This window comes from Stenotrophomonas sp. FR012 (assembly GCF_047520565.2).
GTDB classification, from domain to species: Bacteria; Pseudomonadota; Gammaproteobacteria; order Xanthomonadales; family Xanthomonadaceae; genus Stenotrophomonas; species Stenotrophomonas sepilia.
The window spans coordinates 107,623-119,339 of the sequence record NZ_JAXBQL020000003.1 but is presented as its reverse complement, the minus strand read 5'-3'; the positions used below and the strand labels follow the sequence as shown (position 1 = coordinate 119,339).

Annotated in this window: 9 protein-coding genes; 3 read left to right on the top strand and 6 right to left on the bottom strand. The window is 68.7% G+C overall.

Annotation, left to right across the window (positions count from 1 at the left end):
• Positions 1–45 precede the first annotated feature (45 nt).
• Together ACM0O9_RS06770 and waaA are read right to left on the bottom strand one after the other, a co-directional pair.
• Complete coding sequence (locus ACM0O9_RS06770; RefSeq protein WP_414604004.1) at positions 46–1,245, bottom strand: amino acid transporter; 1,200 nt, start codon at positions 1,243–1,245, stop codon at positions 46–48.
• A gap of 271 nt (positions 1,246–1,516) precedes the next feature.
• Positions 1,517–2,815: a lipid IV(A) 3-deoxy-D-manno-octulosonic acid transferase gene (gene waaA, locus ACM0O9_RS06765; protein WP_065178339.1), complete on the bottom strand. Its 1,299-nt coding sequence runs from the start codon at positions 2,813–2,815 to the stop codon at positions 1,517–1,519.
• Positions 2,816–2,875: 60 nt separating this feature from the next.
• Between waaA and ACM0O9_RS06760 the strand changes: the two genes are divergently transcribed.
• Positions 2,876–3,793: an LpxL/LpxP family Kdo(2)-lipid IV(A) lauroyl/palmitoleoyl acyltransferase gene (locus tag ACM0O9_RS06760; RefSeq protein WP_005419134.1), complete on the top strand. Its 918-nt coding sequence runs from the start codon at positions 2,876–2,878 to the stop codon at positions 3,791–3,793.
• Positions 3,794–3,901: 108 nt separating this feature from the next.
• On the opposite strand, the gene ACM0O9_RS06755 is transcribed toward ACM0O9_RS06760, so the two are convergent.
• From ACM0O9_RS06755 to ACM0O9_RS06740, 4 genes are all read right to left on the bottom strand, one after another.
• Positions 3,902–4,351, bottom strand: coding sequence for an REP-associated tyrosine transposase (locus ACM0O9_RS06755; protein WP_032954504.1), 450 nt, complete (start codon positions 4,349–4,351; stop codon positions 3,902–3,904).
• A 137-nt stretch (positions 4,352–4,488) separates the two neighbouring features.
• Positions 4,489–5,820, bottom strand: a complete 1,332-nt coding sequence (locus ACM0O9_RS06750; protein WP_065185356.1) for an O-antigen ligase family protein — start codon at positions 5,818–5,820, stop codon at positions 4,489–4,491.
• Positions 5,801–6,916, bottom strand: coding sequence for a glycosyltransferase (locus tag ACM0O9_RS06745; RefSeq protein ID WP_139727636.1), 1,116 nt, complete (start codon positions 6,914–6,916; stop codon positions 5,801–5,803). The genes ACM0O9_RS06750 and ACM0O9_RS06745 overlap by 20 nt, the downstream gene beginning before the upstream one ends.
• Before the next feature lie 15 nt (positions 6,917–6,931).
• A complete protein-coding gene (locus ACM0O9_RS06740; RefSeq protein WP_005410967.1) occupies positions 6,932–7,129 on the bottom strand; it encodes a zinc-finger domain-containing protein in 198 nt (65 codons plus the stop codon).
• A 418-nt stretch (positions 7,130–7,547) separates the two neighbouring features.
• On the opposite strand from ACM0O9_RS06740, the gene ACM0O9_RS06735 reads away from it, so the two are divergent.
• Entirely contained in the window at positions 7,548–10,892 is a 3,345-nt protein-coding gene (locus tag ACM0O9_RS06735) for a GH92 family glycosyl hydrolase (RefSeq protein ID WP_414604005.1), read from the top strand.
• Entirely contained in the window at positions 10,889–11,632 is a 744-nt protein-coding gene (locus ACM0O9_RS06730; RefSeq protein ID WP_032954509.1) for a basic secretory protein-like protein, read from the top strand. Before ACM0O9_RS06735 ends, ACM0O9_RS06730 begins: the two co-directional genes overlap by 4 nt.
• Positions 11,633–11,717 lie beyond the last annotated feature (85 nt).

Sequence of the window (11,717 nt, the reverse complement as noted above, 5' to 3'; positions counted from 1 at the left end):
ATGCTGCATCCACACGCGCGCGCCCCGGCGTGGCCCCACGAACCGTCAGCCCGGCCATGCGCGCAGGCGTTCCAACGCCGCGAGCGCGCACAGCACGGCTGCCAAGGGGGCCAGCATCGACATCATCAGCCCGCAGCCGGCTGCGCCTTGCCGGGTGTCATCCCAACGCCGCAGCACCGCCAGGCACAGCGCTGCCATGACCACCAGCGTTGCCGGACCCGGCAGCGCCGGCAAGGTGCCCTGCGGCAGCCCCAGCACCAGCATCACCGCCGGCAGCGCAACCACCATTGCGCTCAGGCGCGTGCGGGATCGTCCCGCCGCGTCAGCTGCGCGGGGCCACAACGATGTGGCCAACCGGAGGGCCAGCATCAGCAGCACCAACTGCAGGGCGGCCAGGCCCGCTGCCCCGGCCAGGGGCAACAATGGCAGCATCCACTGCAGCTGGGGGTGCACCTGCAGCGCAACCGCCAGTGGCCGGGTACTGGCGAGCGCGGAAAACTCGACCAGCCCGGCCTGCAATGCTGCCAGCACGATCAGCAGCAGCATCGCCAGCAACGAGACCAGCGCCAGCACCGCCGGCTGCCACATCGCGCCCTGGCGGCGCAGCGCAGGAAAGCCCAGTGCCAGGCCCACGCTGGCAAATATGCCCAGCAGCGGCACCGCAGTCGCCAGCACGCCCCCCAGCCCGAAACGATACGGTGCGGTCGCCGGAGGCAGCCAGGGAATCCAATGCCCGTAGTGCACGTGACGCGCCGCCAGCGCCAGCAGCAACACCCCCACACCGATCTTCACCGTCAGCAGCGCACAGGCCGCCAGAGCCACACCCCGCGGCGGCAGCAACGCGAGCGCGCTCAACATCAGCAGACCCATGGCCGCCGCTACCTGCACGGGCAGCCAGTCGTTGGCATGGACGCCTCCGGTAGCCAGCACGGCATGTACATGGCGGGCCATGGACTGTGCCGCGCCCGCCGTGGTCGCCGTCAGCTCAAGCAACAGGATCGCGCCCAGAACGATGGCCACCCGTGGCCCCCAGCTGGCGGCCAACAGTCCGTACAGGCCATCGGCCGCCGGCAGTCGCAGCACCAGATCCTGCAGGCAGCACAGCACCAGGCCAGCCCCCAGTGCGGCCAGCAACAGGCTCAGTACGATGGCCGGGCCAGCCTGTGCCGCCGTGTGCTGGCCCACCAGCGCGATCACGCTGCCGCCCACCAGCAGCGTCAGTGCCACCACAGCCAGGTGGTCCATCCCCAAGCGCGCCCCACCGGTGCCGTCCCTGCCCCTGTCGCCGTCCATCGCAAGTTCCCTTGATATCCGCCCAAGCGCGGTCGACAGCAGGCTGGCAGCCTGCGTCGTCCTGCGGAATCGGAATCGGTGCTGCGTGCGCCACGATGTGATGGCAGGCACGCTGCCATCGGCAGGGTCGGTCCAGCAACGACAGAAAAATCGTCGCTAAGCAGAATTGATGAAGTTGATCACGACAACGCAGCGCAGCGCCGCCGACGCCGCGCTGCCGGGATCACTCGCGCGGTGGTGGCAGGTGCGGTGCGACCAGCGCAAGCGTGCGCTGCAGCGCGCCACGGCCATTGCTGACCAACGTGCAGCCCGCACGCGCCATGTCTTCGCGGGCCTGCGCATCTTCAAGCAGATGCTGCAGCAGGTCGCCCACCGCCTGCGCATCTTCGCCGATCAGCAGCGCACCGGCCTCGCGCATGCGCCGGGAGATTTCCGCGAAGTTGTGCAGGTGCGGGCCGGTCACCGCCGCGGTTCCCATCGCAGCGGGCTCCAGCAGGTTGTGGCCACCGATGGCCTGCAGGCTGCCGCCGACGAAGGCGACCTGGGCGCAGGCGTAGAACGGCATCAGCTCGCCGAGGGTGTCGATGACGAACACGTCTGTGGCGGCGTGCGGCCACTGGTCCACGCGGCGGGTCGCCACGCTCCAGCCCTGTTCGCGCGCCAGCGCTTCCACCTTCGGGAAACGTTCGGGATGGCGCGGTGCCCACAGCAGCAGCAGATCCGGATGCTGCTGGCGCAGGCGGCGGTGCAGGTCGATCACCGCCTGCTCTTCGCCATCATGGGTACTGGCGGCGATCCATACCGGGCGCGCGCCCGGCACCCGTGCATGGAACTGTTCGACGAAGCCCTGCACGTCCGGCGTGGTGATGTCGAACTTCAGGTTGCCCAGTGCCTGCACCTGGCCGGGCTCCGCCCCCAGCTGCACGAAGCGCTCGGCATCGTCCTGCGACTGCGCGGCCACGCAGGTGACGGTGCGCAGGGCGCGGCGGATCAATGCGGCCAGCAGCCGGTAGCCGCGCAGCGAACGCGCCGACAACCGGGCATTGAGGATGTAGACCGGAACGCCACGGTCACGGCAGCCGAACAGCATGTTCGGCCACAACTCGGTTTCCAGGATCAGCGCCAGGCTGGGCTGGAAATGGCCGAGGAAGCGGTTGACGCTGCCCGGCACGTCGTACGGCAGGTAGACATGGTCCAGCGCGTCGCCCCAGAGCGCACGCACGCGCTCGGAGCCGGTCGGAGTGATGGTGGTGATGACCCAGCGGATGTCCGGGCGCTGCTGGCGCAGGGCGTTGACCAGCGGCGCGGCGGCATTGACCTCGCCCACCGAGACCGCGTGCAGCCACACCCGTGGCTGGCCGGTCGGCTGCGGATAGGAGGCGTAGCGTTCGTCCCAGCGCCGGAAGTACTCACGGACCCGGAAGCCGCGCCAGACCAGGTGGTACACGGTGATCGGCAGCAGGATGTAGAGCACGACCGAGTACAGGCCGCGCAGGATCCATTCGACAGGGTCTTTACGCATGCGGCAAGGATACGGGAGCCCCCCGGGAAAGACACGCGGCCGCCTTGGTAGAATGGCCCCATGTCAGATGCCTCCACCGCCGTCCGCCCATCGCTGCGCGATCCGCGCAACTGGCCGATGTTCGCCGCCATGTTCGGCGCCTTCGCCATCGCCCGCCTGCCATGGATGCTGCAGCGCGCGCTGGGCCGGGGCGTCGGCTGGATCACCTGGCGCCTGCTCGGCAGCCGCCGCCGCGCCGCCGAGGTCAACCTGCAGCTGTGCTTCCCCGAGAAGGACGAGGCGTGGCGGCAGCGCCTGGTGCGCGACAGTTTCGATGCGCTGGGCGTCGGCGTGTTCGAGTGCATCCGCGCTTGGTGGGGCAGCATCGACAGCATCCGCCCGCAGGTACGGATCGAAGGCCTGGAACACCTGCGGCAGATGCAGGCCGAAGGCCGCGGCGTCCTGCTGGTCTCCGGCCACTTCATGACCCTGGAAATGTGCGGCCGCCTGCTGTGCGACTACGTCGATCTTTCCGGCATGTACCGCAAGCACAAGAACCCGGTGTACGAGTGGGCGGTGAAGTTCGGCCGCCTGCGCTATGCCAAGGCGATGTTCGCCAACGAGGACATCCGCGCGACCGTGCGCCACCTGAAGAAGGGCGGCTTCCTCTGGTACGCGCCAGACCAGGACATGCGGGGCAAGGACACCGTGTTCGTGCCATTCTTCGGCCACACCGCTTCGACCATCACCGCCACCCATCAGCTGGCGCGCATGACCGGCTGTGCGGTGATTCCGTACTTCCACCGGCGCGAAGGCGGAAAGTACTTCCTGAAGATCGGCGCGCCGCTGGAGAACTTCCCCAGCGAGGATGTGGAAGCCGATACCACGCGGGTCAACCAGGCCATCGAAGCGATGGTGCGCGAGGCTCCCGACCAGTACCTGTGGATCCACCGCCGCTTCAAGCGCCAGCCCGGCGGCCGGAGTGATTTCTACAAATAAAGGTGGGGCGGGAGGGTTTCGTCCACGCATGGCGTGAATTTGATGACGCGGAGCATTCTGAAGTAGATCCACGCCATGCGTGGATGCTCTACATCCGGGTGCCGGCACCTACAACGGCCAACGGCACCATGCGTGCGGGTACTCACCCAACGTGCCGGCCAGGCCCGCACGGACCGGATTGGCCAGGATGTACATCGCCTTCTCATGAAGGGATTCATCGCTGCGTACGGCATGATCGTGGTAACCGTGCTGCCACAGCGCCCCTCGTCGCTCCAATCGCCGGTTCAGCAGTCGGCTGCTGCGTGATTTGAGCAGGGCCATACACTCGGCCAGGGTTCCTCCGCGCAGCTCCATCAGCCAGTGCAGATGGTCGGGCATGACCACCCAGGCGAGGCTGTGGCTGAAGCCCTTGCGCTCTACGAAGCGCAGGGTGTCGATAAGGATCGCCACGTTTGCCGCATCGGCGAACAACGGTTCGCGGCCGAGGGTTGCTGTGGTCAATGAATAAACGTTGCCGGATCGGGAATACCGACCGTAGCGAAGTCTGGGGCTGGCCATGCCTCCAGCGTGCGCGAACTGCCGGGGCACCGATAGTGGAGATGTCACCGTGTTCAGGTCGGGAAAGCCTCATCCACGCATGGCGTGGATCTACTGATCGACTCCATGGTTGATCCCTACCATGCGCGGATGCGCGGTCACTTCACCGGCGGGGAATCATCTGCGTCGCGCGCCAGCAGGCTGCCGGCGAACAGGGCTGCCAGCAGCACCGTCAGGCCACCCCAGAAAGCGGAATAGAACGCCAGGTGCGTATTGAGCGGGAACACCGTAACCGCCAGCGCCAGCATCGCCGGTCGGGCGCGATCACGCGCAGCCGCCGGGGCATAGCGCCAGGCCCGCCAGGCCTGCGCCACCGCCGCCAACCACAGCAGCAGGCCCAGAACGCCGGTCTCGGCAAGGATTTCCAGCACGATCTGGTGGGCGTGCAACGCCGGTTGGTTACCCCACACGGCGGGCCCCTCATCTGACACGCAGGCCGGATACGCATCGCGGAAGCCGCGCGCACCGACACCGTTGACCGGATGCTCCTCGATCATGCACACCGCTGCGGTCCAGATGCGCGCGCGCCCCGAAAGCGCCTCGTCAACGCCCTGCCCGTCTTCGTTCCATGCCTGCGCCGTGCGCGCGACACGCTCGCGCAGCTGCGGCACGCCCGCTGTCAGTGCGGCCGTACCCAGCGCTGCCACCAGGGCCAGCAGCAGCAGCCGCTTCCAGCCGAACTGGCGCACGCCGCTGTAGGCCAGCACCAGCACAAAGGTGATCCACGAGGCGCGCGAACCTGCCAGCAGCAGCACGCACCCCAGTGTTGCAGCGGCCAGCAGCCACCCTGCATTGCCGAAACGCTGCGCCATCGGCAGCAGCAGGAACGGTGACAGGCTGGCCAGCACCTGGCCGAATTTCAGATTGCAGGGCCCAAGCGCGCCACTGAGGCGGTCGGCCAGTGCGGCTTCGTCGGCCGGGCACAACGCGTGGCCACTCACGGCCAGCTTCAGGTGTTCCAGCGACCAGAACCACGGGCTGGTGCCAGCCAGCGCCTGCACCAGCGCGTCCAGCGTCCACACGCCGGTGATCAGCGCCAGGCCACCGAAGGTCAAGCGCCGCCGTTCCGGCGTGGCCACCGCGATCGCCACCAGCCACATGAAGGGCAGGTAGCGCAGTCCGGCGGCCGCCTTGGTCCACGAGGCCGAAGGGTCGATCGCATCGATGGCCGAAAACGCCTGCGGCAGCCAGTAGCCGAGGAACAGGATCGAGGTCAGCGCCCACGCCGCCGTGCTCAACAGGTGCGGACGGCGCTGCAGCCGGCGCATCACCATGCGCGCGGCAGCATAGACCGCGCCAAGGCCCAGCACGGTTTCGGCAATGCCCGGCAGCGGCCACATCGCCACGTACGCCAGCACCCACCAGGGCGCCCAGCGCCCGGCACGGTCGTCGCGCACGATGGCAGCGGGGTCAGCCGGCGAAATCGGCATAGAGGCGGAGGGTATCGCGCTGCATGGCCTGCAGGGTAAACGGGATGCGGGTCGGCAGGGACGGCGGCTGCGCCAGCAGGGCCAGCGCACGTTCACCCAGCGCGCGCGCGTCGCCGAGCGGCACCGCACCGCTGGGCTGCAGCTGCAGCAGCAGTTCGCCGACGCCACCGTGGTCCCAGCCCAGCACCGGGCGACCGACCGACAGCGCCTCGACCACGGTGCGGCCAAAGGCTTCCGGCTTGTCTGACAGCTGCAGCACCAGATCGCTGGCGGCGTAGGCCTGGGCGATGCGGACGGTAGGCGTGCTGATCTGTACGGCCTCGGCCACGCCCAGTGCCGCGGCCTGGCGGCGCAGGTCAGCCACGTAGGCCTCGCGCCCGGGTTCGTCGGTGCCCAGCATCCACAGCTGGGCAGGCACGCCGGCGGCACGCACGTCGGCCAGCAGCTGCAGCGCGTGGGTGTGGCCCTTCAGCCGGGTGCCGCGCCCCGGCAGCAGCAGCAGCGGGCCTTCGACCTGGGCCAGCCACGGGTAGTCGGCCGCCAGCGCCAGCCGCGGGCGGCGGTCGGCGCGCGCCACGCGCGGGAACTGGTTGACGTCGACACCTCTCGGTATGACCCGCAGTTTTTCTTCCGGCACCGTCGGGTAATGGCGTTGCACGTAGGCGCGCACGGTGTTGGACACGCAGATCACGCGTTCGCCACTGGTCATCACCGCGCTGTAGCGGCTGGGCGAGTTCAACCCGTGCACGGTGGTCACCCAATGCGGGCGCTGTGCGGCGGGCATGGCGCGGATCGCGTACAGGCCCAACCAGGCCGGCAGCCGCGAACGGGCATGCACGATGTCCGCACCAACTTCGGCAAACAGCCGGCGCAGGGTCGGCAGATGGCGCAGGGTCAGCAGCGACTTGCGGCCGATATCCAGGGTGAGGTGCTCGGCACCACTGTCCAGCAGCGGCTGCACCAGGCGGCCACCGGCAGACACCACCAGCGCGCGATGGCCGGCGGCAACCAGGGCCGCAGCGATTTCCAGGGTCGAGCGCTCGACACCACCGGAGTGCAGCGCCGGCAGCAACTGCACCACGGTCAATCGGCGCATCGAAGGGGCCGCCGTTTAGTCGGCCAGCACGAACACGGAACCGCAGTACGGGCACTGCGCTTCGCCGTTGGGCTCGTCTTCGATCGGCAGGTACACGCGCGGATGCGAGTTCCACAGCGCCATTTCCGGGGTCGGGCAGCTCAACGGCAGATCGCTGCGGTGCACGGTGTAGCGCTTCTCGGCGTTGGCGGGCGCGGTGGCGGTATGGCTCATGGCGGATTCGGTGAACGGGTTGCGAGGCCCGTGATTCTAGCATCTGGGCCGCAACGACATTGCCCCGCAACGGGCCTTTGCACGCCGCCGCCGATGCCTCGCATCTCCCCACCGCGCGCCGGGCGGCGGCGATTCCGGGGATTTCGCGGTCGTTCCGGCAGGTTCGCTCGCCAGAATCGACTCCAGCGATATTTCCCGCATTTGGATCGAACTAAATGGCACTTGCCAGCGCGCGGCGGCTGTTGCAGGATCGGGCCAGGTCGCACCTCGACCCACCCAACCCAACCCGATCGCATGGCCCGCCCCCACCGGACCGGCATCGCCTCTTCCACTGCCAGCCTGGCGGGCGGAGCGATGCTGTCCGTGGTGTCCGCCGATGCGGGTTCGCCCGCCGCCAGCCCTTCCGGGAGACCCTTGCATGACCCTGTCCGATCCGCGCCGCGCCCTGCTTCCGCTCGCCCTGGCCCTGGCCTGTGCGACCACTGCGATGCCGGCGCGGGCGCAGGGGCTGCAGACCTCGTTCGAACCGGGCGAACCTGTACCGGCGCAGGCCACCGGTGCGCTTCAGGTCACGATCGGCAATGGACCGGCCGCGCCCTACGCCGCCAAGCGCAACGCCGGCTACAGCGGCCTGCATGCGCTGCGCTACAGCAGCGAAGGCGGCAGCGCGCGGCGCGAACTGTTCAAGGCCGACCTGCCCATCGAGGCCGATACCACGCTGTCGTGGCTGGTGCTGCCGGAAATCGTCGGCAAGGACACCGTCGCCTCGACCTATGTATCGCTGGACCTGCTGCTGGACGATGGCAGCCGCGTTTCGGCCGGTGCGGCACGCGACCAGCATGGCGTGGCGATCGGCGCACGCGCGCAGGGCGAATCGAAGACGCTGTACCCGCAACAATGGGCCCGCAAGGCAGTGCGGCTGGGCGACGTGCCCACGCTGAAGGGCCGCCGCGTGGTGGCGATCGAGCTGGAGGTAGCCAGTGCCGAGGGCGCGCCGGTCTCTGGCTGGATTGATGACGTGCGCCTGGATGCCCAACCGCGGCAGCGGCCGCAGCGCGTCTCCGATTGGGTGCTGACCACCCGCGGCACCCAGGCCAACGGCACCTTCTCGCGCGGCAACAATTTCCCGGCCACGGCGGTGCCGCACGGGTTCAACTTCTGGACCCCGGTGACCGACGCCGGCGCACTGAACTGGCTGTACCGCTGGAACGAACAGAACGATGCGCAGAACCGCCCGCAGCTGCAGGCACTGGCACTGAGCCACCAGCCCAGCCCGTGGATGGGCGACCGCCAGACCTTCCAGGTGATGCCCTCGGCCAGCCGTGGCGTGCCGGACGCCGACCGCCGCAAGCGCGCGCTGTCGTTCGACCGCCGTCATGAAAGCGCGCGCCCCTACCGCTACGACGTGCGCTTCGACAATGGCATCGCTGCTGCCATCGCACCGACCGACCATGCCGCGCTGTTCCGCTTCGAGTTCCCCGAGGGCGGCGACGCCAACCTGCTGTTCGACAATGTCGATGCGCGTGGTGGCCTGACCCTGGACACGGCCACGCAGACCCTCAGCGGCTACACCGATACGCGCAGTGGCCTGTCCAACGGCGCCAGCCGCATGTACGTGGTGGCCAGCTTCGACAAGCCGTGGCGCAGCAGTGGCCGCCTCGACACCGGCCGCCCGACCGGTTACATCAAGTTCGATGCTGGCAGCGACCGGCAGGTGACGATGCGCATCGCGACCTCGCTGATCTCGGTGGAACAGGCGCGTCACAACCTGGCGCTGGAAATCTCCGCCGCCGACACGCTGGAAAGCGTGGCGGGCCGTGCGCAGGATGCATGGGACGCGCGCCTGGCCCGCTTCGACATCGGCGATGCCACTGACGACCAGAAGACCACCTTGTATTCCAGCCTGTACAGGCTGTACCTGTATCCCAACTCCGGCCACGAGAATGCCGGCAGCGCGGCCGCGCCTGACTGGCGCTACGCCAACCAGGCCAGCGCCAGCGACGACAACACCGAAGGCAGCGCGAACCGCAGCTTCACCGGCGTGCGCGATGGCAAGGTGTTCGTCAACAACGGCTTCTGGGACACCTTCCGCACCACCTGGCCAGCCTATGCGCTGTTCACGCCCGACGATGCCGGGCAGATGGTGCAGGGCTTCATCGAGCAGTACCGTGCCGGTGGCTGGATCGCACGCTGGTCGTCGCCGGGCTACGCCGACCTGATGGTCGGCACCAGTTCGGACGTTGCCTTCGCCGATGCGTGGCTGAAGGGCATCGGCGGCTTCGATCCGGCCGAGGCCTACGCCGCCGCGCTGAAGAACGCGACCGTGGTCCCCCCCGACCGCCATGTCGGCCGCAAGGGCATGGACCGTTCGACCTTCCGTGGCTACGCCAGCGCGGACGTGCACGAAGGCATGTCGTGGACGATGGAAGGCGCACTGAATGACTTCGGCATCGCCAACATGGCCGACGCTCTGGCCAAGCGCGCGACCACGCCGGCCGCACGCGAGCGCTACAGCACCGAGGCCGACTACTTCCGCCATCGCGCCGCCAGCTACGCGACGATGTTCGATCCGGCCGCCGGCTTCTTCCAGGGCCGCAACGCCGATGGCCAGTGGCGCGTGGACGCCAAGGCCTACGACCCGCGCGTGTGGGGCCACGACTACACCGAATCCAATGGCTGGACCTTCGCCTTCACCGCCGCCCACGATGGCGAAGGACTCGCCGCGCTCTATGGTGGCCGTGACAAGCTGGCAGCGAAGCTGGATGCCTTCTTCTCCACGCCGGAAACCGCCGACCCCGCGTTTGCCGGATCCTACGGCGGCACCATCCATGAGATGACCGAAGCGCGCGATGTGCGCATGGGCATGTACGCACACAGCAACCAGCCGGCGCACCACATCCCATGGATGTACCTGTACGCCGGGCAGCCGTGGAAGACCCAGCAGCACGTGCGCGAGATCCTGTCGCGGCTGTATGTGGGCAGCGAGATCGGGCAGGGCTATCCGGGCGACGAGGACAACGGCGAGACCTCCGCGTGGTACGTGCTGGCTTCGCTGGGCGTGTATCCGCTGCGCATGGGCGCCCCGGAGTACGTGATCGGTTCACCGGCGTTCGAACATGCGAGGGTGGAACTGCAGGGCGGTGCGGTGCTGACCGTGAACGCGGCCAACAACTCACGCGAGAACGTCTACGTGCAGTCGCTGAAGATCAATGGCAAGCCGTGGACGAAGACCTGGGTGCCGCACGAGCTGATCGCCAAGGGCGCGACGCTGGACTTCGTGATGGGGCCGCAGCCGTCGCGCTGGGGCAGCGGCGTGGACGATGTGCCGCGCTCGCTGACCGCGCGGGGCCAGCGCCCGCAGCTGCTGCACGACCTGCTCGGCAGTGGCGCCAAGGCGACGCTGGCCGATGGTCGCGCCCTGCCAGCGCTGGTCGACGACGATGCCGCCACGGCCGTCGGCCTGGGCGGCGGCGCAACCATCGCACTGACCGGCCTGGGCGACGGCGTGCCGACCATGTACACGCTCACCAGCGGTGACGGCCGCATCCAGGGCGGCGAATGGACGCTGGAAGCGCGCAGCGGCAACGGCCGCTGGATCGTGCTCGACCAGCGCAGCGGCGAAGCCTTCGAGTCTGCCCGCCAGACCCGACCGTTCCGCATCGCCAAACCCGGTCGTTACAGCGAGTATCGGCTGCGCCTGGCCGCACCGGGCCGGCTGCCGCTGGCGGAGATCGAACTGTTGGCGCCCAGCGCCGTACAATGAGCCCCATGCGCTACCGTCTGCTGCCTCTGGCCCTTGTTGCCCTTTCCTTCTCCAGCTTCGGCCAGACCCAGGCCTTTGATGCGCAGCTGACCCGCGATGGCGTGACGCTGAACTACCAGGACGCCCGTGGCGCCCTGGCCGCGCCGCAGCGAAAGCGGGTGATCGATACGTTCTACTTCGCCTACCTGCGCGAACGTGCGGACTTCCACCCGGCCGCGCCGTCGATGGTGCGCATCGTGATCGACCCGGCCTACACCGGGATCGCCTTCGTCGGTGACAAGGACCAGGCCGCAACGATCACCATCAACCCGGGTTGGCTGGCGCAGCACCCCAACGACATCGACCTGGTCACCCATGAGGCCATGCACATCGTGCAGGGCTATCCGGGCTATGGCGACGCACGGGTGCCGGGTTGGCTGGTGGAGGGCATCGCCGACTACGCACGCGACCGCTACGGCATGGACAATGCCGCCGCGGGCTGGGCACTGCCGGGCAAGGTCGAGAAGGGGCAGAACTTCGACAGCGGCTACCGTGTCACCGGTGCGTTCCTGAAATGGGCCGACGCCGAACATCCGGGCCTGGTGCTGGCACTGGACAAGGCCCTGCGCGACGGCCGCTATGCACCGGCGCTGTGGCAGAAGCACACCGGCAAGGCACTGCCGGCGCTGTGGGCGCAGTACGCCAAGCCGCGTTCCGACGCTCCGCCGCCGGCCCCTGCACGCCGCGGCAAGCGGCGCTGACTGGGCGATCAACTGGGTACAGCCGCGACTGGATAGAGTCGACTGGGTAGAGTCGACTGTTAGTCGACTGACTTTCGTCCAGCCC

What these genes read in the sequence shown, in the direction of transcription:
- waaA (WP_065178339.1), bottom strand. Translation starts at nt 2,815, where the DNA reads ATGCGTAAAGACCCTGTCGAATGGATCCTGCGCGGCCTGTACTCGGTC.
- ACM0O9_RS06750 (WP_065185356.1), bottom strand. Translation starts at nt 5,820, where the DNA reads ATGCCGATTTCGCCGGCTGACCCCGCTGCCATCGTGCGCGACGACCGT.
- ACM0O9_RS06755 (WP_032954504.1), bottom strand. Translation starts at nt 4,351, where the DNA reads ATGGCCAGCCCCAGACTTCGCTACGGTCGGTATTCCCGATCCGGCAAC.
- ACM0O9_RS06740 (WP_005410967.1), bottom strand. Translation starts at nt 7,129, where the DNA reads ATGAGCCATACCGCCACCGCGCCCGCCAACGCCGAGAAGCGCTACACC.
- ACM0O9_RS06745 (WP_139727636.1), bottom strand. Translation starts at nt 6,916, where the DNA reads ATGCGCCGATTGACCGTGGTGCAGTTGCTGCCGGCGCTGCACTCCGGT.
- ACM0O9_RS06735 (WP_414604005.1), top strand. Translation starts at nt 7,548, where the DNA reads ATGACCCTGTCCGATCCGCGCCGCGCCCTGCTTCCGCTCGCCCTGGCC.
- ACM0O9_RS06760 (WP_005419134.1), top strand. Translation starts at nt 2,876, where the DNA reads ATGTCAGATGCCTCCACCGCCGTCCGCCCATCGCTGCGCGATCCGCGC.
- ACM0O9_RS06770 (WP_414604004.1), bottom strand. Translation starts at nt 1,245, where the DNA reads ATGGACCACCTGGCTGTGGTGGCACTGACGCTGCTGGTGGGCGGCAGC.
- ACM0O9_RS06730 (WP_032954509.1), top strand. Translation starts at nt 10,889, where the DNA reads ATGAGCCCCATGCGCTACCGTCTGCTGCCTCTGGCCCTTGTTGCCCTT.